Below are 20,727 nucleotides of genomic sequence, written 5' to 3' on the forward strand. Positions count from 1 at the left end.
GATAAATCTTCTTTCAAGTTCATCCTTATAAATTCAATGAGATTGGGGAGCGACACTTTACTACTAGCCTCTTCACGAACAATCAAACTAAAGAGAAATAGCACCCCATCTATAGGCTCAAGCAGTTGCTCAACACCATTTATAATATGAACGCCATTAACCTTAGATGAAGTCTTGATCTCAATCCCTACTCCTTGCGACTCGAAATCGTTTCGAGCTCCTAGAGGCCCCCGCCACATATCAATTGATCTTGACAAGCCAACACTAGGGACTAGCCAATACTGGAGAAACCAAAGCTCACCAAACAAACCTATTTGCTGCTCTCTCGAAAGCACATCAGTTTTTACACCTGACCAAAAACGCCGCCATTTTGCTAAAACATTTTGAACTACGCGCACACAGCCAATACTCGCACCAGATTGCAATGCTTCAGCAATTTCATTAATAACTACATCCAGTGCTGGGTACCCCTGCGGATCAAGACAAGCAATTTCAATAAAGCTGCAAAGCTGTCCGTCGCTTGTTTTCATTTCAACAGTTCGAACTGCGATACCTACACTAACGCGCTCATCGAGTTCGCACGGCTCCCCATACGGTATAGTTACTAGCACATGCCTTCGCCTAGACACGTCAACAGCGATAAAAATGTCCTTCCTGATGTCAGGTAGAGCGAGACGAACCGCTAACCGTTCTCCTATTACAGTGACGTTTTCTAAAAGATCCCAACGAGGATTAAATTTTAGAGACATGGACGCCACCGAGCAGATCCTTCTAAATAGGCTTCAGTAGGCCCATCCGTCTTCGTTTTTGGAAAAGATAGAGCAATACCAATTAGATCGCGAGCGGTTGCGCTTTCTGGATTTTGATATAGGGGTTCCCGTGCTCTAGCCAAGCCATCTTTATCTTGACCAGAGTTTTTGCTTATTGGATATATAAGTAATAATCCTTTTTTTGATGAGCGTGAAAAGCGGGCCGCTCGATTTCTGTCTTTATGCTCTCCGCTAGCAATCCTAGACTCCATGTCTAAAATCTCAGCTTCAGTAAGACCGATTGACTCATCACCAGGAGTAGTGATTACACCAAGAGAGTTAGTCCCCTTGATTCGTGTACGACTTACATTCCAAACATTAGGCTCACCATCTGGCAGCCAATTAGCACGTCCTAAATTTTCATCCTCGTCATCTCGCCCTCTTACAGCTACAGTCCAACTAACTAAATCTCCTTCAATATTTTGTCGCTCTATCCATGCGGCTATTAGCTCCGGAGAGAAACCACTGACGTCAAAATCAATCGCGAAACTACGAATAAAAGCCACTATTTCAGCAGCAGATACATCTCCCCAGACAGGACCGAATTTCGTTTGGCCATTGCTACGACCCAGACGTGACAAAAAAACCATCGTCGCTTGTCGATTTTCTTCACATAGAACAGAAAGACGTTCTTCATCCTGAAGAGGAAACTTAAATGTCTGTTCAAGCTGCAGAGAGTAGGATTGACTTATGATACTGCTTGAAGCAGTGCGTCTCTTAAGGGGGCTGGTAACCTGCATAGCCGGATGCTGTAGAATTCGCATTCCTAAGTCTATTGGTTTTAAGCCAGGTATTTGCTCGTACACCTGCATATCTTGCCGTAGTCTATATTCAACTAGAGCAAGGTCGGTGAACCACCCTGCCAACTCCCGAGTAGTATAAATGCGAGTCAAGTCCTCGTATCCGGACCGATATCCATACCAACGAGCCATTTGCAACAAAGTATCATATTGAGGAGAGCGCCTCGCAAAGACACTAACTAGTAAACCTTCTAGTGTCAGCCCCCGCGCCAAACGATTTCCTCCCACTGCAATTGCTTTCAAACTTGGCTCTCGCTCAAAGTCTAAAACATCTCCAGTTTCGCTATTGATTTCACGTACAACTACGGCCTCCATAAATGGGCCGATGAATGGTTCAATATCAGAGAAAGACTGCGAATTACCACTCAGAATACCAGCACTGGTAGGAACAAAATCTTCGTTCCACAGACTAGCTAACCTAGCTCGAATACCACCATTCCGGTCATATCGCCAAGAATCCTTAAGCTCACGGAATCTATCTTCTATCAGCTTTTTCGTGGGAGTTTGGTCTGCTATTCGCTGGCTTGTATGAACGAGCATCGTACTCGGAGACTCACCATTGCCACGATAAGCACGCGCAGCTCCTCCCAGTACGAAGGAACATATTGCCTCATCTATATTTTCAGTGAGGATATTATCATTAACGAGTGAAACCACGTCTTCCTGCGAAATGACTCTAAGCACATCTATACCGGATAAACTTCTGTTCCCACTTGAATCAATACGACCGAAAAATTCTTCAGTACCAAAATAACCATCGGGCTTTGGAAGATCTATGAAAAAATCTTTAGGATAAAGGTCAGCCCCCGCGATGTTGTCATATGCATCATGAGGAATTAAGATATTAGCAAAGGGTGTAGCTGTATACGCGACATATGCTCGCCTTGAAAACATGCTAACTAGAGAGCGTATAAGTCCGTTAATTACTGCTGGAGGTTCATAGTCCGGATTATCCGCATTAAATGCTGCTTGGGTCTGATAGCTCCCCCTTGTATCAACACTTGCTTGGTCCGCCTCATCATCAATGAACAACGCAGGAAGACTAGAGCGAACATTTGCAGGCGCGGATGCAAACCAAGCCTGTAAACGACGAAGCACGGCACCGTTCTTTTTGACAACAATCAGTACAGGTTGGGAGCCTTGCAGAGCGGCATGATTCGCACGCCCAGCATCAAAGTCGCCACTCAACTCATCAGTTGTAAACTGATGCCATTGACGCCCGACTGGTGGCATACGAACTGCTCCGCGTGGATTAGACGGATAGCCAGTCAACTCCTTATTCAGTCGAATCTGAGTTTGACGCCGAAGTCCATTATCGATGCCTGAAAAAACCACAACTAGTCTATAGCCCGCATCAGCAGCTTTAGCTATAACAGCGGTAAAATTAGCTGTTTTTCCGCTCTGAACATATCCGAGAACCAAGCCTCTGATATCAAACTCCGTTGTCGAAGGAGGCTTAAGTTCTCTCAGTATCCTATCAGATGCATCGTCTAAAGATAAAACGGTGTCCTTGGACCATCCCTTGATACCGAGTAGATAAGAACGTAATGTTGGCCAGTAATACCATTCGCTGCGATCCACGCTTACCAACCAGTCTTGCGATTCCTCAGTCGAAGAAATCACACGCGCCCGTTCAAAGGTTTTGTTTGACTCATCCTCTAATCGTTCAGCCACCCAAACTCGAAACTCCGATGGAATAAGTTGGTTAGACAGGACATCCTCTATAGGGTGCCCTAGATCAAGGAGAAATCGAGCTGTTCTTAGTGCTTGATCTTGCTGAACAGATATTGGGGACATTGGCTACTCCGTTATGCTAGCTTTAGCTCGGGCAACAACTTTTTTGATGACTGGTAGTTCTTCAGGCAATGCAACTCGCTCCAGCAAAAGTTCTAAATCTCCGAAGTCCATTCCTTTTGAGCTTGTCGCACTCCCGCCCCCAGATAATCCTGGCGCTCTCGTATTTCTTGGATCATTGGACTCTTTGCCATTGCCGGTAGTATCAATTGATTTATTCGGAGTTTCACCCACAGGAGTGCCATTTGATTTACCCGCAGCTCTCTCTGTTTTTTCATTGGAACGATAAGCACGGTTAGCTATTGTAACTACAGGGCCAATAGCCTTTGCTATGTCGTCCCTTATCGATGCGGGCAGTGCGACACGCATCTTAGGCACATTAATTTTAAAATCGTCATCCAACCTTGGGCTAAAGGACAATGCAACTCGAGCAAGCTTGTGGTGCTCGTCAAGCGTGCGTAAATTACTCCATCCTCCACTCTGGATCATTCGGTCGGCACGGTAAATATAAAATCCTTGCTGACGATTCCATTTACTCGGACCAGACGAACGATTGAAGGCATCTGGCGTAGAAAACTTAGATTGTGGTGGAAGTACAAACGGCTCAATCACAACATCAGACTTTCCTTTTTCCGTATCCACACGAACGACAACCTGCTCAAGTCTCTGAGTAAATGATTCATTGCGCGCAAACGGATCCCAAGGAATAACTTTATTTTCATTAAGGTAAATGGCTAGACGCTTCCCTCTAACTTCACCAGCTAAAAACCGGTGAAAGACCATTGCAATATGCTCCTCTAACCCACGACACATATTGATCAATTGCTTCCTTGCAAACTCTCCATCTGGACGTTTATAGCCGAGTATTCTATCTATTCGCTCCCAAACAACCACAGTACCAGGGGCTTCCTTTAGATACTGCTTTGCTTTAGACGGAAGGTCACCGGTCTTAACTTGCAGTATCTCCCACTTATTTGTTGCGTCTACGTGATCAAGATCCCAACAATAAGCATTAATATCTGCGCGATTTTCGTTCTGACGAGAGGCTACCGTTAAACGAAGACATTGGCTTAGAGATGCAGTCTTCAGACCAAGCCCAAACTTTCCTAAATCCTCTGCATCATAATCTCTTTCAGCGCCAAATTTTAATGCCTCTCGAATTTGCCCAGCAGTCATCCCGAGCCCATTATCCGAGATCATTACATAGGATTCCTCTCCATCCCACTCAACGTCAATACGAATAGTATTGGCTCTTGCTTCAATCGAGTTGTCGATGAGGTCGGCTACGGCAGCAGAAAACTCGTACCCCATATCCCTGAGCGACCTGATTAGCCTCTTTGCCCCTGGTATAATCTGCCATTTGCCGGTATCCATAACACTCCCTTGAGCTTTTCGATCATCTAATGGTCTAGGGTAGCCCATCATCACCAACCGGCGAAGGCCATCATTAGCCGAGCAAATTCTTTCGCGTAACGGAAGCTACACTACTCAGCGATGGCAATACGCTACTGCATATTGACCTATAATGAAAGCAGTTGTTTTCCAGTACCGAGCACATTGACTCATGCCGCTTGGAGCTCTCTAAAATCAGCCTTGCACTCGAGACACGCATATAATTTACTGGATAGTAATCACTTCTAGGAACCGAACACTAAACTTCATACACTAAATAGATCTTCCTGCAGCTTTGATCTTGAACTATTCATTGATACCTTCCCGCCTCTTATTATAGATGCGACCACTTCAGCTATTTGATATGCCAACATAGGAGGAACCGCATTCCCAACCTGATGGAATTGTTGAGTTCGGTTACCTAAGAAAAAGTAGTTATCTGGAAATGTCTGTAGCCTTGCTGCTTCGCGCACAGTAAGGCTTCGACACTGCCTTGAGTCATAATGTATAAAATAATGACCATCCTTTGCAATATGACTAGTTATCGTTGTAGAAGGAAGATCCCGCATCTGAACCCTGAAACGATCACTAAACTTCCCGGTCTCCCAATTCTTATGATTTGGAGCTAAACCTGTCAGCTTAAAGTCTTCGTGTCCTTTTGGAGATCGCAAATATGAATCAGCGAACTGGGAGGCATAAACATATCGACGAAGGTCCGACGCCATATGCCCACGAGCTTCATGATTAAGCCAATACTTAAGCCTATCATCACGAAACCAATCATCCAAATATGTACCAGTTAAACCAGTCCATTTTTCCTTCTTCAAAATACGAAGCCCACCGGGGGTAAGCTCAATCCCTTCATGAGCGCTGGAGAAGGATTTTGCTAGTATCCCCATATTCTTCCCGAGCATAATCGAATTTTTATCATCAACAGAATTACAGCCTAACTTACTCCACTCACAGTGCATTTCTTCCAAATGAGCCTTAATAACACTGACCCACATCAAAGATGAGTCATCCGCCTTAGTTAACGTACTCCTCAAAGGCGGTAGATCGCCTATCGCCTGCTTAACTGTCACCTCCTCACTATTTGGATTAAGCTTGTGTGTATTGAGCGAATCAAAATACTCTTCCGCGACACCTAGCAAAATCACTCGATGACGAGCTTGAGGAATTCCAAATTTTTCCGCTCGAATAATATAATGATTCGGATCGATAGTACCGGCCCCCTCTCCACCCTGATAAACATCGTCTTCTACTAGAGAGCAAATCCTGTATCTCTGTCCGCTATCAGGCTCACCCAATGCAGCATCTGGCGCGGCTAAATCGTGAAGTATTTTAGGAAACATTAGCTCCCCGCCAACTTTCGACGAGAGAATTCCTTTAACGTTCTCCATTACAAAAACAGCGGGTTTTTTCCTTTGAATGATTCTTAGATATTCTTTATACAAAAAATGCCGATGATCTTCTTCTGCACGATAGTCTAACTTCCCGCGATTGCGTGCTCGGCCAACGACAGAGTAAGCTTGGCAAGGTGGCCCACCGATTAAAACCCAAGGTTTACTCTCATCCAAGCGTTCTTCTAATATTCTATCTAGCCTCGCGTTCCCTTCTGCGCTACCAAGCTCAAGCAACTGAGCCTCTTCATCAGCATGTTTCCATGCATCTAGACTTCTGCTGGTGTATGGATGTGACATACCCGCTGTCTCACAAAAATCATAGTAGTCACCTAACGCCTCAGGCATATTTTTTTTGAGGAAGCGGTAGAACGCTCTTAAGCGTAAAGTGGACCTTGCAGCTGGGTCCATTTCAGCGGAAACCTTGATTTCGAATCCAGTACCTTGATCGTACGAGGAAAAGCCTTCTCCCAGTCCACCTGGTCCTGCGAAAAGATCGATGACTTGAATAGGATTGCTACGACTCATGAAACCACACTGCTCTGAGAAATGACGAAATGGATGTAGTCGACCAAGCGACAAGATCCCGTATGATGAGCGGAATTAAAAGCAAGAACACCACTCCGGAGATAATCGTCCGGAAATTTCTGCATGCACATGGATATCGCTTTCGCCTCCATCGTGCTGATCTGCCAGGTAAGCCAGACATTGTACTGCCAAGACAGAGAACCTGCATTTTCGTAAATGGTTGTTTTTGGCACCGCCACGCGGGATGCAAATACACATACACCCCCAAGAGCAGGCTCGATTTTTGGCTACCGAAATTCGCTAAAAACATTGAACGGGATCGAATCAATCAGCAAGCGCTACAAGCCCTCGGATGGAGAACAGTCGTTATCTGGGAGTGCTATACGAAAAATCTAGATTTACTACGCGCTGAAATGTCTGCTGCTCTGGGCGTCGACTTTTAGCGTCTGTGCTCCAAAGCTAAAAAATACGATACTCCTATGAGAGAAGGTTGACCGCATCGAACACCTCTCATAGGATTTTAGCTCGGCGCCTAAGAAACGCCTCAACCAGAGCGGTCCTCCGCACCCGATAGTCATGCGGCTTTTTTTCGTCTGCGGTTTCTCTACGCCTGCGAAAAAGTCCCGTTATGTCGGGAGTGGGCGAATACAAGACCCGAAAGGGGAATATGTCCGGCCCGTCTCTGGTGGGTTTCTTAGCTCCCGACACCCTTAACGAATGCCCTAAGAAAGCAGCCAGAGGTATAGGAAATGCCTGACTATCGGACCTTCACGATGAAGGTGAATCGTCGTACCCACAGTTCCAATTCCGCGCTTCCGTTCCTGGAGGCACGCCATGACTGATGCACTCAAACCTGCCCGCTTCGCCCGACACAATTCCCATCTGCATGCCCTGCTTTTAGAGAACCAGGCCTGGTTCTGTGCGCAGGACCTGGGCCGGATGATGGGCCAACACCTTGATGAGCGTACGACGCGCAAGCTCGATGCGGACCAGCGACAGATGATGTTCGTCAATGTGTACGGCATCACGAAAGAGCGCTTGATGGTGAGTGAGTCTGGTGTGTATGCGTTGTTGATTTATTACTACTGTCCTGAGAATCGATTGCTGCGTGAGTGGCTGACGCATCAGGTGGTGCCTGCATTGCGTGATGCGCAGCCGTCACGCTTGGTGGAGCGTCCGACGCTGAGCGTGCTCGACTGGCCGAAGATGTCGCTGTGCATGCTGCATTGGCAGGATGAGCCGTGGATTCGGTTGCGGGATATGCCGTGTTTGTTGGCGGATGATCCGTTCAATCGACAAGAGTCCTGGTGGCGGAAGGCGTCACGGGTGGTGCGTGGGTACTGATTGTTTGTTCTGACAAAAAGCCGCTGCCTGAAATACAGGCAGCGGCTTTTTAGTTTTGATTCCAAATCGGCAGCCGTGGAATCCGGTTCGCCTGATGCTCTGTGAGTTACAGGTTTTGGGGCTGCTTCGCAGCCCAACGGGGATAAATCCCCTCACCACAAGGTCGGTGATTTGTGGTGTTGATGCTGGGAATCGCGAGCAGGCTCGCTCCCACAGGTTTTCATGGCACCGTAGATTTGCCGAGGGTTGAAAACAGTGAGTGCAACCCGCCCCGCCTCCCGCTATTAATAGCCCTCTCCACTCACGGATCTGAGCCCTGTCATGAAATTCGACCTCGCCTACTGCCAAAGCCTCGACGACAAGCTGTCGATCTACGACGTACGCGATCTCAATTTCGACGAGACCATCGCCTTCGATTCCGCCAAGGAACACTTTCAGTGCCCCAACGACGCCTGTCGTTCGGCGTTCGATGCGGCGAATGTGTTGACGACGTTTAACGCCAAGAACGTGAATTACGTTCGCACCCCGCACTTCAAGAACACGCCCAGCACGCGGCATGTGGCGGATTGTCCTTATGTCAGTCTCAAGGCGCCGGCGTCAGGGGTGGAGGCGGAAGCGGATGATGGGCGTGAGGAGCATTTTCCGTCGGAGTTGTTGCTGACTCGGCGTCAGTATGTGCGCAAGCCGTCGAGCCCTGCGGTGGTGGCGCAGGATGTATCAGAAGCGCCGAAGGCTGCTTCTGTGGCTGACAACGCGGAGCACCCGAGCCGTGAGTCGGCGCCGGACAAGACCAGTGTGTTTGCCCATCCCGTGGAGTGTTTTGTTTCCAATTTCGAGGACAAGGAACTGCTCAAGCGCATGCCGTTGAAGATCGGTGAGCACACGGCCAGTTACGCCTCGTTCTTCAAGAAGATCGAGTATCTGCAGGACAACAAGGGGTTGGTTTACTGGGGCCGGATCAAGGAGATCAAGGATTACACCCAGAGCTTTCGCATCGATTTCGAGAAGAAGGTGTGGTTCGAGAAGAAGCCGTATTCGGTCAATGTTTACCTGAGCAAGAAGCTGATCGAGGGCTACCGCAAGCGCAAGGCGTTTCTGGAGGAGATCAAGCATGCCATTGAGAGTGAAGCCGAGTTGTATTGCTTCTTTTATGGCGTGACGCCGGCGTTGAAGCAGGTGCCGAGCAAGAAAAACCCCGAGCAGACGTTCGGGGTGTTCAGTGCGGATATTGAGAATCTGGATCACTTTATTGTGCGGGAGGCGCCGGGGTTGGAGGGGTGATCGGGCTCATCGATTGCGCGGGTCCGTGTAGCAGCTGGCGAAGCCTGCGTTCGGCTGCGAAGCAGTCGTGAAGTCGGTTGGTGCGGTGTGTCAGGCAAATTTTGCATTCAGGTTTTGGGACTGCTGCGCAGTCCAACGGGGGCAAGCCCCCTCGCCATAGGTATGTGTTGGACTTACTTCAGAACAATTCGAACCGTTCTTCCCTTACATCCCGCGAGTCCAGGCCGATCATCACGCTGAACGCTCCTGCCTCCGCCGCGTATTCCAGTTTTGCGTTGTAGAACTTGAGGTCTTGCTCGCTCAGATTGAAGTACACAGTCTTTTCTTCCCCCGGCTGCAGCATGATTTTTCGATAGCGCTTTAGCTCTTTGACCGGGCGGGCGATCGAGGCGGCAATGTCGCGGATGTAGAGCTGCACCACTGTGGCGCCGACGCGGGGGCCGGTGTTTTTCACCACGACGCTGGCGCCCAGGACTTCGCCGCGCTTGAGGCTGCGTCGGGTCAGGGTGATGGGCGAGACGCTGAATTGGGTGTAGCTCAGGCCGAAGCCGAATGGATAGAGCGGGCCGTTTTCTTCGTCGAAATAGCGTGAGTCTTGCGCTCGTGGTTCATCGAGTTGGATGGGGCGGTTGGTGTTCAGGTGGTTGTAGTACGTAGGAACCTGCCCCACCGAGCGTGGGAAAGTGATGGGCAGCTTGCCGGACGGGTTGTAGTCGCCGAACAGGACGTCGGCGATGGCGTTGCCGCCTTCGGTGCCGCTGTACCAGGTTTCGAGCACGGCATCGGCCATGTCGTGTTCCTTGCCGATGGACAGCGGGCGGCCGTTCATCAGGACCAGTACCAAGGGTTTGCCGGTGGCTTTGAGTGCCTGGACCAATCGCGCCTGGTAGCCCGGCAGCCCGAGGCTGGAGCGACTGGCGCCTTCGTAGGACATGCCCCGCGATTCTCCCACGACTGCCACGACCACGTCGGCCCGATGTGCGACGTCCACGGCTTCCTGCAACATGCTGGTGGGTGAGCGTGGATCGACTTCCACGTCGGCGGGGTTGGCGCCGGGAGTGTTGAGGTAGCTGAGGATTCGTGGATCGTCGGTAACGTCCGCGCCCCGGGCGTACAGCAGATGGTCGGGGCCGCCGAGGGCGTTGGCGATGCCGTCGTACACCGACACCGCCTGTGAGGAGGTCGCGATGGAGCTCCAGTTGCCCAGCATGTCGAGCCGGCTTTTGGCCAGCGGCCCGACGACGGCCATCGTTGTGGATTTGTCGAGGGGCAGGACGTTGCGCTGGTTCTTCAGCAACACGAGGCTCTTGCGCGCAACGTCTCGGGCTTCGGCGCGATGCATACGGCTTTCGGCGAGGATGTCTTCCGGGTCATCCCTGGCAGAACCGATGCGCAGGTAAGGGTCGGCGAACAGGCCCATGTCGTACTTGGCGCCGAGGACTTCTCTGACAGCATCGTCGACTTCTTCCTGCGAGACCGCACCGGATTGCAACAGGCCGGGCAGCTCGTCGCGAAACAGGGTGTCGGACATGCTCATGTTGAGCCCGGCCTTGATCGCCAGCATCGTGGCCTCGCGTCCGGTGCTGGCAACGCCATGGCTGACCAGATCGGCCACGGCGTTGAAGTCGCTGATGATCAGGCCTTTGAAGCGCCATTGCTGGCGCAGCAGATCGCGGATCAGCCAGGTGTTGGAGGTGGCCGGGATGCCGTTGATGGCGATGTAGGTCAGCATCATGGCACCGACGCCGGCCCGCACCGCCGCGCGATACGGCGGCAGATAGTCCTGATACATGCGCGGCAGGCTCATATCCACGGAGTTGTAGTCCCGCCCGCCCTCGGCGGCGCCGTATAGCGCGAAGTGTTTGGCACTGGCCATGACGTTGCCGGCCACGCCCAGGTTGCTGCCCTGCAACGCCTCGACCATGGTCGCGGTGTAGCGCCCGGAGAGCCAGGCGTCTTCGCCCCAGCCTTCGGATGCCCGGCCCCAGCGCGGGTCACGGGTGATGTCGACCATGGGCGAAAACACCATGTCCAGGCCGTCGTCGCTGGCTTCTTGCGCGGCGGTGCGACCAGCGAGGGCGATGGCGTCGGTGTCCCAGGTGGAAGCCAGGCCGATGCCGATCGGAAAAATCGTACGGTGGCCGTGGATAACATCGTAGGCAAAGAACAGCGGGATCTTCAGACGGCTGCGCATGGCGGCGTCCTGGAACTCACGCAGGTCGGCACGGCCTACCGCATAGAAGATGCCGCCCACTTGGGACTTGGCCGCCTCTTGCAGCAGCTGTTCGCGCGGGGATTGCACGCCGATGCAGTTCAGCCGCAACTGGCCGATCTTTTCTTCCGGCGTCATTTGCTTGAGCAGGTGTTCGATGAAGTGGACTTTGGCGGACGACGACGTCTGTTCTGCGCTGCCTTGCGCCAGAACCAGCTCGCTAGCCAGGAGCATCATTAGGATCAGCCAGGGAGTTTTGTGCATCGTCGTCCATCCCGAGGGGCCTGCCTTTTCAGCGTCCCTCATCATCGAGGTAGCGTCTACTGTCATTTGTGACAGGTGTGAATGGTTTTTTTCGACCGTTGCTGGCGCTTACCGTCCGTCTGGTGAAATGCAGTGATCTGAAAAATCAATTTGCTCCGGGGTTAAAACAACTGTACAAAAACACAGTATATTTTTTCCGACACCCCCGAGCCCGGAGAACACCATGGCCTCTCAAGCGATGAAAATCACCTTGGAACGTATCGCCCTCTTCCAATTCACCCCCACCCACTGCGCCCAGGCCCGAGCGATGCTGGGCTGGAGTGTGGAAGAGCTGTCCCGGGAGGCCGGGGTTTCGGTGGAGGCCATTGAGCGGTTTGAAGATAAGCGGGAGGTGCTGGATGTTACGCGGCTGACGTTGGCGTATCGGTTTGAGGCGCAAGGGTTGGTGTTCTTCCCTGGGTTTGCGCCGGGGCGTGGGATGAATGTGAAGGGTTCGACGCCGAATCCGATGGCGCGGGCGGATTTTGCGATGGTTGAGTGAGGCAACAGGTGATGGCATCGCCTCCTGTAGGAGCGAGCATGCTCGCGATGGTCGCCAACGATGACGCGGGGCGCCTGATGCCCCGCGGTGTTCTTTCGTTCATCGCGAGCATGCTCGCTCCTACAGGGATGAATTACGGCTTGAAGGCCGGTGTCCTTCGCGCATCGGCCAGCTGTTCATACCCATACGCCAACGCCAGCAACCGGGCTTCACTCCACCGAGGACCGAAGAAGAAGATCGAGGTCGGCACGCCTTCTTCGTCGATTCCCGAAGGCACCATGATGCCGGGGTAACCCGCCAGCGGCACGACGTTCATTGCAGCCGAGCCGACGTCGGAGACGAGAGCATCCAGTTGATGGGTGGTCAGCAACTCATCGATGACAACGGCATTTTCACCCTGGATTTTCCGCCAAAGCTGGTTGTAGGTTTGTTCGTCAAACACGACCTCATACGCGGCGAGCAGTGTGTTTTGGCCACGGCCTTCGTTGTTGGCAGCGTTGAATAGCAAAAGGTCTTCCATCGTCTGGGCAGGAATGCCTGTTCGGGTCGCGAGGTAACGCGGCAGGTCGCGCTTGATGCCCATGAAGAATGCCTCGTCTACACGCTCGGAGCGTGGGTCGGTCAGGTCTACGGGGATCAAGGTTGCGCCGGCGGACTGCATGAGTTCCAGGGCTTTGGAGAATTGGGGGGCGATCAGCAGCGGCAGGTCACCGCGGTCGAATTTGGCGGGGTAGCCGATTCGTTTGCCGACCAGTGAGCCTGGGCGCAACAGGGCGGTGTAATCCACGCCCGTCAACTCACGGGGCTTTTGTATCGGGTCGGCGGGATCGTCACCCGCCATGGCATTCAACAACAGGGCGGCGTCGCGCACGGTGCGAGCCATGGGGCCAGGTGTGTCGAGCTTCTGGGTGACGGGGATGATGCCGCTACGGCTCAACAGGCCAACCGTGGGTTTGATGCCCACCACACCGTTGAAAGACGCCGGGCAGATGATCGAGCCGGCGGTTTCGGTGCCGACGGTCAAAGGTGCAAACCCTGCTGCGGCCGCCGCAGCTGAGCCTGAACTGGAGCCGCAGGGATCACCGCTCAACAGATGCGGATTTTTGGTCTGCCCACCGCGACCGCTCCAACCGCTGGGAATAGCCGGGTCACGGAAATTGGCCCACTCGCTGAGATTGGTTTTACCGAGAATCACCGCGCCGGCCGCCCTGAGGCGTTGCACGATGAAGGCGTCCTGCGCAGCGGGACGCCCGACCATGGCCAGTGAACCGGCGCTGGTCTGCATCTCGTCGGAGGTGTCGATGTTGTCCTTGAGCAACACCGGAATGCCATGCAGCGGTCCACGGATGTAACCGCCCTTTCGCTCCTGGTCCATTGCCTCGGCCATGGCCAGGGCATCGGGATTGAGCTCGATCACCGCGTTGATCTTCGGACCGTTCCTGTCCAGTTTTTCCACGCGCTGTAGCAGGTGCTGCACCAGTGTGGCGGAGGTCAGTTGACCGCGATCCATCCACTGATTGATTTCATCGACACTCAAATACTCGAGCCTGGTTTCGGGGGCTGCGGTCGCTGTATTCATGAGCATCGAAAACAGCGCAACTCCGGTCAGCCGCTTCATGCGGCCGTTCAACTTTACGTCCATGTGAACATCCTTGATGACTGATAACGGGCGAGTGATTTCACCCGGTTTTCAGCCTACCGAAGCGGCGGGAAATGTCCGTCATCCCCGCCCGCAGTCGCTCGTACGAATGCTCAGCTCAACTTGTAGTCGCCTTAGCCGACGCTCTGTTGATCCTCATAAGCATGCTGCTCAACCGCCAGCCACCACGCCTCGCCCCGCCGTGGGTGCATCAGGTTGAAGGCCTCGCCCATTTGCGGCGTGGTGATCGACACGCTGCGCTCCCAGGCCAAGGCCAGGATGCGGTCGAAAGGTTCGTACCAGGCATGCATCGACAGATCGAACGTGCCGTTGTGGATCGGCAACAACCAGCGGCCTTTGAGGTCGATGTGAGCCTGCAGGGTTTGCTCGGGCTGCATGTGCACGTGCGGCCACTCGACGTTGTAGGCACCGGTTTCCATCAGGGTCAGGTCGAAGGGGCCGTACTGTTCGCCGATGCGTTTGAAGCCGTCGAAGTAGCCGCTGTCGCCGCTGAAGAAGATCCGCGTGTCGCCGTCGATCATCACCCACGAGGCCCAGAGGGTGCTGTTGCCATCGAACAGGCCACGGCCGGAAAAGTGTTGCGATGGCGTGGCGACGAAGCGCAGGCCATCGACCTCAGTGTCTTGCCACCAATCCAGTTGCCGAACCTTGCTCGCGTCGATCCCCCATTTGATCAGGGTGTCGCCCACGCCCAGCGGCGTCAGGAAATATTTGGTCTTGTCAGCAAGTCGCAACACCGCCTGATGATCCAGGTGGTCGTAGTGATCGTGGGACAGGATCACCGCTTCGATCGGCGGCAATTGCTCAAGGCTGATGGGCGGCTGGTGAAAGCGCTTGGGACCGGCCCATTGCACGGGCGAGGCGCGCTCGGCGAATACCGGGTCGGTGATCCAGAACTTGTCGCGCAGCTTGAGCAATACCGTGGAATGGCCGAGGCGATAGACGCTGTGGTTCGGCGCGGCGATCAGCGCGGCCTGGGTCAGGGGCTGCACCGGCACCGGCGCGCTGGGACGGGTGTCGCTGGGTTTGTGGAAAATCACGTTCCACATGATGCGCAGGGTTTTGCGAAAACCTTCGCGCTTGACCGGCGCGTGGTTGCGGTATTGCCCTTCTGTGTGGCGGGAAGCTTCAGGTGTGGCAGCGATATCCGCTGGAGAATTTGGGTGGGCCATGACTGAATGACTCCAGAAAAGCCGCGTGTCTCGCGACTTTCCGTTAGGGACTGTAGATGGCCAAGGCACGCAAGCATCAGCCGAACACTCTATTTTTTACTGTGCAGGATTAACAAAACATTACACTACACAGTGTACTTTCAAGGTTGCATCAAAGCCGCCGACAAGTAAACTGCTGAGTGTAATTTTTCTCTCCACCCTGCCGAAGCGTATTTATGACAGCTCCACAGCGCCTCACCGACCGTAAACGCGAAGCGATCATTCAGGCCGCGATCGCCGAATTCCGTACCAACGGTTTCGACATCACCAGCATGGACAAAATTGCCGCCACCGCCGGCGTGTCGAAGCGCACGGTGTACAACCACTTCCCCAGCAAGGAAGAGTTGTTCGCCGAGATCCTCAATCAGTTATGGGCCCGGGTGCACGCGCAGCTGGATACCCCTTATCGCCCCGATCTGCCGATGCGCGAGCAATTACGCTCATTGTTGATGGCGAAACTTCAGATGCTTGGCGATGAAAACCTCCTGAACCTGGCGCGGGTCGCCATCGGCGCCGCCATTCACTCCCCCGAGCGTGCGCAAAGCATGGTGGCGCGCATGGGCGAACACGAAGAGAGCCTGACCGTATGGATCCGTGCCGCCCAGGCAGACGGGAGGCTTAAGTCGGTCGCACCCGATTTCGCCGCTCAGCAGATCCACGGCCTGCTCAAGTCCTTCGCCTTCTGGCCGCAGATTTCCATGGGCATGCCGGGGTTGTCGGCGCCGGAACGGGAGACGGTGGTGGAGTCGGCGCTGGATATGTTCCTGGCCTGTTATCAAGTGCAATAAATGACATGGTTTTGAAGATGATTGGCCGCGCTGGCCATTGAAAATCCAGCGCGGCCAATGTGTTTCAGGATGAAACTGGCGTCGGACTATAGTGAATCTCAGTCCCCGCGACCTTCAGAGATCATCATGAGCCACGAACCCAACGACAAAGCCCCTGTCGATCACCTGCGTTTCCTTCATCCCCATGCCCACCTGGGCCCGACCTTCGGCACCGACAAATTTGCCCTGCGGGCAGAAGCCTTCGCGCGGTTCTTCGGCACCCCGACCTTCCTCGGCGCGCAGACCATTGTCGTGGTGGTGTGGGTGTGCCTGAACCTGTTCGGCGTCACCCACTTCGACGTCTACCCGTTCATCCTCCTGAATCTGGCGTTCAGCCTGCAGTCGGCCTATGCCGCGCCGCTGATACTGCTGGCCCAGACCCGCCAGGCCGCACGGGACAAGGCCCAGTCGGAAGCCGATGCGAAACACCGCGAAGAACTGGCGGTCACCAACAGCGAACGTCAGGTGCAAGCCGCGCAGAACACCGCGCAGTTGCTGCAACTGCTTGAACAGAACACCCACCTGACGCAAATGACCAAGGAACTGACCGAACGCATCGAAAGCCTGACCTCGGAAATGCATCAGCATTTCGTGCGCAAGGACGAGCGCAAGTAACCTCAAGGCAACTTCAGTGCTCGGCCCAGTTCGTCGAACAGCGTCACCACCGAGCGCAGGGCGCGGCAATCCGGGCGGGTCAGTAGCCACAGCGCGGTGTCGTAACCGTCCAGCGGATCGCTGAGCGCCTGCAGATCCTCGCCGATCAGGAAGTCCGGTAGCGCCGCTACGCCCAATCCCGCCCGCACGAGCTCAGTCACAGAAAGCATGCTGTTGCAGCGATAACCCGGCATCACGCCCGGTAACGCCTGACGACGCCAGGCCACGGTCGGATGATCGGGCAGGAAGTCGTCCGGGGCGATCCAGGTCAATGCGGCCAGGTCCGTGGCATCCACCGATTGCAGATAACCCTTGCTGGCACACACTCGATAGGAGATGTCCGCCAGACGTCGCCCTACCAGATGCTCCGGCGGTGTGCGGGTCAAGCGCAGGGCGATGTCGGCATCGCGGCGGCTGAGGTTGGCGAAGTCGTTGGACGTGCTGAGTTCGATGGTCAGCGCCGGATAGTTGGGCATGAACTGCGCCAGCGCCGGCAACAGCAAGCCTTGCAGGACCGAATCGGTGCAGGTCAGGCGCACGGTGCCGCTGATGACTTCACCGCCCTGCTCCACGCCAATGCGCGCCGCGTCCAGCGCCTGTTCGGCCCGCTCCGCCTGCTCGGCCAAGGCCTGCGCCAGAGTGGTCGGCAGGTAGCCGGCACGGCTCTTTTCGAACAGTTGCTGGCCCAGGGCGCCTTCCAGCCGACGCACGGCGCGAAAGACCGTCGACACATCCACCTTCATCAGCTGCGAGGCCCGGACCAGAGAGCCGCCGCGCACCAGCGCGAGGATCAGGGCCAGGTCGGGGTAATCCAGTCGATAGTGCGTCGGTGCATTGATCACTTGGGAAATCGCCCATATTGAGTGCGTCAACGCCAATCTATAGTGGGCCTCGGCAATCAACAAGCGCAGAGGTCTCTCATGGAAAATCGCGTCATTCGCATCGCGCTGATCGGCGACTACGATCCGCAAGTCACCGCCCACCAGGCCATCCCCGTGGCCCTCGGTTTGGCCGCCGAACACATTGGCCGCAATGTGCAGGGAGAGTGGCTGGGCACCGACAGCATCCACGCCGACACCCCGCTCGATGAATACGACGGATTCTGGTGCGTGCCGGCCAGCCCCTATCGCAGCATGGACGGCGCGTTGCGGGCGATTCGTTTTGCCCGTGAACAGAGGCGGCCTTTCCTGGGGACCTGCGGTGGGTTTCAGCATGCGGTGCTGGAATATGCGCGCAATGTGTTGGGTTGGGCGGATGCCGAGCATGGCGAGACTGCGCCCGATGCCGAACGGGCAGTGATTGCACCGCTGACTTGTTCGCTGGTGGAAGCGGTGGATGGTATTCGGTTGCGGGAAGGTTCGTTGATCCAGAGGGCGTATGAAACGTCCGAGATTCGTGAAGGTTATCGCTGCCGATACGGTGTGAATCCGGCGTTTGAGCAGGCGTTGCTGGGAGATGACCTACAGGCTGTGGGGCACGATTTCGAGCAGGGGTTGCGCGCGGTGGAGCTTAAGGAGCATCCGTTCTTTGTTGCCACGCTGTTCCAGCCGGAGCGTGCGGCGCTCGAGGGTACGTTGCCGCCGTTGGTTCGGGCTTTCGTGGATACTTGTGTGGAGCAACGATCATGATGGCCAATACGCCGCCGGCGCCTTATTACGCGGTGATTTTTACCTCGCTGCGCACCGAGGGGGATCAGGGGTATGCCGAGGCTGCAGCCAGGATGGTGGAGCTGGCGCGAGAGCAGCCGGGGTTTCTGGGGGTGGAGTCGGCGCGGGGGGAGGATGGGTTGGGGATTACGGTTTCTTATTGGGACAGTGAGGCGGCGATTCTGGCGTGGAAGCATCATCCGGAGCACAGTGCGATTCGCGAGCGGGGGCGGTTGACTTGGTATGCGCGGTGTCATACCCGGGTGTGTCGGGTTGAGCGGGGTTATGAATTTAGTCTGTAGGTTCTTTAGTGGTCTCAAGATAGTCATCGCGGGCAAGCCCGCTCCCACAGGTTACGGGGTTGTCTGGAAGAACACCGTCCACTGTGGGAGCGGGCTTGCCCGCGATGAGGCCATAAAAGACACCACAAAAACCTCAGCCTTGCACCAACTGGCGAACCGCCGAAATCTCCGGCACTTCCCGCCGATTCATGTACACCCGCAACGGCTCGGTGATGTTGATCCGCTCGTCGATGTTTTGATCCAGCAACAACTGAATCAGCTCCCGCTTGAGGGTCATGGTGGACTCAGGCCCGGCGACCCAGACAAATTCACTGGCCGCAATGATGCCGTCATCCGCCACATCCATCCCGAACGAGTCCTCGCTGAAACGCACGATGTAGTGCCCGGTCTTGCGATTGAGGCCGACAAAACCCTGGAGCTGGTCGGCGGCCTGGCAGATGAGTTGGGAAGTGATGCGCATGGTCAACCTCACAGAAAAGTGATCATCGGTTAACACGCAAAGTCAGGGGTTTTTCCCTCTGCCGGGGAAATGGCCGGGGCCAGATTACGGCAAATGAGTGCACGAAAGCTGTGATCGAAATCAGCTTTATGTCGGTCTCGCGATAGCGTCCGACACGCTCAATTGTTAAAAGGGAGGTCTTCAAAAAGTCTCGCGAAAGGATCTCGACCATGTCTGCAACTTTCACCAAGAGCACTTTGCTGCTGAGCCTGTTGCTCGGCCTGTCTCAATTTCAAGCCCAGGCCCAGGCCGCCAACGCGCCCAGCCCCGCGGCTCTGGCGACACGATTGGGCATTCCCAACCCGGCGGTGATCGCCCACCGAGGCGCGTCCTTCGATGCACCGGAATCCACGGCTGCCGCCTACAAAACCGCCCGCGACCTGGGCGCCGATTACCTGGAACTCGACCTGCAACGCAGCAAGGACGGCGTGTTGTTTGCCTTGCACGACGACAACCTGCAACGCACCACCGACGTCGCCACCAAGTTTCCCGAGCGCAAGGACAGCCCGGCCCATGCCTTCACCATGGCCGAGCTGAAAACGCTGGATGCCGGCAGCTGGTTCAATGCTGCCTACCCCGATCGCGCGCGGCCTTCGTTCGCGGGGCTGAAGATCCTGACCCTCGACGAAATCATCGACATCGCCCAAGGCAATCCTCTGCACCAGCCGGGGCTGTACATCGAGACCAAGGAGCCGAAGCAGTTTCCCGGGATCGAGCATGATTTGAAGATGAAGCTCCAGGACCGTGGCTGGTTGAGTCCGGCAGGTTCCAAGCTGGGCAAAAGCGAGCTGGCGGTTGGTCAGGGCAAAGGCAAGGTGGTGTTGCAGACCTTCGAGAAGAGCAGCCTGGAACTGCTGCAGAAGGAAATGCCGAAGGTGCCGAAGATCCTGTTGCTGTGGGTTGGCGAAGGCAATATCGAGCCGGCGTCGAAGGTCACTTTTGCCGACTCCGGCGAGAAGGACAAGGCCGCTTACTACGCCAAGCAGCAGCCCAAGGACAAGGCAGAGTTCCATCGTTGGGTTGACTACGCCAAGGCCCAGGGCGCGATTGGCACCGGGCCGTCTGCGGCGCTTACCAAGGGTGGCGATCAGAGTTATGCGGATCTGGTGCAGCCGTGGATGAACCAGTACACCCATGACCAGGGGATGTTGGTGCATGTGTATACCGTGGATGATGCGGTGGATTATCAGAAGGTGATGGATGCGGGGGTCGACGGGATCTTCACCAACCGGGCTGCGGAGTTGTTGAAGTTCTACAAGCGGCCGGCGGCGGCGAGTGTGGGGCAGGTTTTGCAGAACAACGGTTACTGATCACACCGAAGATCCCCTGTCTATGTAGGAGCCGAGCTTGCTCGCGATGAACCTGAGAACGCCGCGTGGTGTCAGATACCCAGCGTTATCGTTAACGACCATCGCGAGCAAGCTTGTTCTGGTCAAGTATTTCCGGACACCAGTTACGGTATTTAGGCCGCCCGTTGCTCCATGGCTATTGGCGACAAGTAATTGTTGTAGCTGTGGAGCCTTATCAGGTTGTAACGCATAAAGAATTGGGTCATGTCAGCCT

The 20,727-nt window shown here is 54.7% G+C and carries 18 protein-coding genes; 9 read left to right on the forward strand and 9 right to left on the reverse strand.

What is annotated here, in order from left to right; translation table 11 throughout:
* From K9857_RS22310 to K9857_RS22325, 4 genes are all read right to left on the reverse strand, one after another.
* A partial coding sequence (locus K9857_RS22310) for a PD-(D/E)XK motif protein (protein ID WP_224539376.1) occupies positions 1 to 749 on the reverse strand: 749 nt, incomplete at its 3' end.
* Entirely contained in the window at positions 740 to 3,406 is a 2,667-nt protein-coding gene (locus K9857_RS22315; RefSeq protein ID WP_224539378.1) for a Z1 domain-containing protein, read from the reverse strand. The genes K9857_RS22310 and K9857_RS22315, both read right to left, overlap by 10 nt.
* A gap of 3 nt (positions 3,407 to 3,409) precedes the next feature.
* A complete protein-coding gene (locus tag K9857_RS22320) occupies positions 3,410 to 4,777 on the reverse strand; it encodes an ATP-binding protein (protein ID WP_224539380.1) in 1,368 nt (455 codons plus the stop codon).
* 284 nt (positions 4,778 to 5,061) lie between these two features.
* Positions 5,062 to 6,723 (reverse strand): DNA cytosine methyltransferase, encoded by a 1,662-nt coding sequence (locus K9857_RS22325; protein ID WP_224539383.1) that lies wholly within the window; start codon positions 6,721 to 6,723, stop codon positions 5,062 to 5,064.
* A gap of 29 nt (positions 6,724 to 6,752) precedes the next feature.
* On the opposite strand from K9857_RS22325, the gene K9857_RS22330 reads away from it, so the two are divergent.
* The 3 genes from K9857_RS22330 to K9857_RS22340 all read left to right on the forward strand — a co-directional run bounded on the left by K9857_RS22330 (position 6,753) and on the right by K9857_RS22340 (position 9,348).
* A complete protein-coding gene (locus K9857_RS22330; RefSeq protein ID WP_224539384.1) occupies positions 6,753 to 7,166 on the forward strand; it encodes a very short patch repair endonuclease in 414 nt (137 codons plus the stop codon).
* Between the two features lie 391 nt (positions 7,167 to 7,557).
* Positions 7,558 to 8,067: a Bro-N domain-containing protein gene (locus tag K9857_RS22335; protein ID WP_224539386.1), complete on the forward strand. Its 510-nt coding sequence runs from the start codon at positions 7,558 to 7,560 to the stop codon at positions 8,065 to 8,067.
* Between the two features lie 321 nt (positions 8,068 to 8,388).
* Positions 8,389 to 9,348 (forward strand): hypothetical protein, encoded by a 960-nt coding sequence (locus K9857_RS22340; RefSeq protein ID WP_224539387.1) that lies wholly within the window; start codon positions 8,389 to 8,391, stop codon positions 9,346 to 9,348.
* Positions 9,349 to 9,526: 178 nt separating this feature from the next.
* On the opposite strand, the gene bglX is transcribed toward K9857_RS22340, so the two are convergent.
* Positions 9,527 to 11,824 carry a beta-glucosidase BglX gene (gene bglX / locus K9857_RS22345; protein WP_224539389.1) on the reverse strand — a complete coding sequence of 766 codons (2,298 nt, stop codon included), beginning with the start codon at positions 11,822 to 11,824 and terminating at the stop codon, positions 9,527 to 9,529.
* A gap of 223 nt (positions 11,825 to 12,047) precedes the next feature.
* Here bglX and K9857_RS22350 point away from each other — a divergent pair, with 223 nt between their 5' ends.
* Complete coding sequence (locus tag K9857_RS22350; protein ID WP_224539391.1) at positions 12,048 to 12,365, forward strand: helix-turn-helix transcriptional regulator; 318 nt, start codon at positions 12,048 to 12,050, stop codon at positions 12,363 to 12,365.
* Positions 12,366 to 12,498: 133 nt separating this feature from the next.
* Here the strand turns inward: K9857_RS22350 and K9857_RS22355 are convergent, their stop codons facing one another.
* The gene (locus K9857_RS22355) at positions 12,499 to 14,007 is read right to left on the reverse strand and encodes an amidase family protein (RefSeq protein ID WP_224539393.1); all 1,509 of its coding nucleotides are present in this window, start codon (positions 14,005 to 14,007) and stop codon (positions 12,499 to 12,501) included.
* Positions 14,008 to 14,138: 131 nt separating this feature from the next.
* The gene (locus K9857_RS22360; RefSeq protein WP_224539395.1) at positions 14,139 to 15,197 is read right to left on the reverse strand and encodes an MBL fold metallo-hydrolase; all 1,059 of its coding nucleotides are present in this window, start codon (positions 15,195 to 15,197) and stop codon (positions 14,139 to 14,141) included.
* A gap of 215 nt (positions 15,198 to 15,412) precedes the next feature.
* On the opposite strand from K9857_RS22360, the gene K9857_RS22365 reads away from it, so the two are divergent.
* A complete protein-coding gene (locus K9857_RS22365; protein WP_224539397.1) occupies positions 15,413 to 16,024 on the forward strand; it encodes a TetR/AcrR family transcriptional regulator in 612 nt (203 codons plus the stop codon).
* Between the two features lie 126 nt (positions 16,025 to 16,150).
* Entirely contained in the window at positions 16,151 to 16,678 is a 528-nt protein-coding gene (locus K9857_RS22370) for a DUF1003 domain-containing protein (RefSeq protein ID WP_224539399.1), read from the forward strand.
* 2 nt (positions 16,679 to 16,680) lie between these two features.
* Here the strand turns inward: K9857_RS22370 and K9857_RS22375 are convergent, their stop codons facing one another.
* Positions 16,681 to 17,622, reverse strand: coding sequence for a LysR family transcriptional regulator (locus K9857_RS22375; protein WP_224539401.1), 942 nt, complete (start codon positions 17,620 to 17,622; stop codon positions 16,681 to 16,683).
* Between the two features lie 15 nt (positions 17,623 to 17,637).
* On the opposite strand from K9857_RS22375, the gene K9857_RS22380 reads away from it, so the two are divergent.
* Complete coding sequence (locus tag K9857_RS22380; RefSeq protein WP_224539403.1) at positions 17,638 to 18,345, forward strand: CTP synthase; 708 nt, start codon at positions 17,638 to 17,640, stop codon at positions 18,343 to 18,345.
* Positions 18,342 to 18,665, forward strand: coding sequence for an antibiotic biosynthesis monooxygenase family protein (locus tag K9857_RS22385; RefSeq protein WP_224539405.1), 324 nt, complete (start codon positions 18,342 to 18,344; stop codon positions 18,663 to 18,665). Before K9857_RS22380 ends, K9857_RS22385 begins: the two co-directional genes overlap by 4 nt.
* 133 nt (positions 18,666 to 18,798) lie before the next feature.
* Here K9857_RS22385 and K9857_RS22390 read toward each other — a convergent pair whose 3' ends face one another.
* The gene (locus K9857_RS22390; RefSeq protein ID WP_224539407.1) at positions 18,799 to 19,125 is read right to left on the reverse strand and encodes a DUF2025 family protein; all 327 of its coding nucleotides are present in this window, start codon (positions 19,123 to 19,125) and stop codon (positions 18,799 to 18,801) included.
* A 209-nt stretch (positions 19,126 to 19,334) separates the two neighbouring features.
* On the opposite strand from K9857_RS22390, the gene K9857_RS22395 reads away from it, so the two are divergent.
* Positions 19,335 to 20,474 carry a glycerophosphodiester phosphodiesterase gene (locus tag K9857_RS22395; RefSeq protein ID WP_224539409.1) on the forward strand — a complete coding sequence of 380 codons (1,140 nt, stop codon included), beginning with the start codon at positions 19,335 to 19,337 and terminating at the stop codon, positions 20,472 to 20,474.
* The last annotated feature ends 253 nt before the right edge of the window (positions 20,475 to 20,727 follow it).

The sequence above is a fragment of the Pseudomonas sp. REP124 genome (genome assembly GCF_020164475.1).
Lineage (GTDB): Bacteria > Pseudomonadota > Gammaproteobacteria > Pseudomonadales > Pseudomonadaceae > Aquipseudomonas.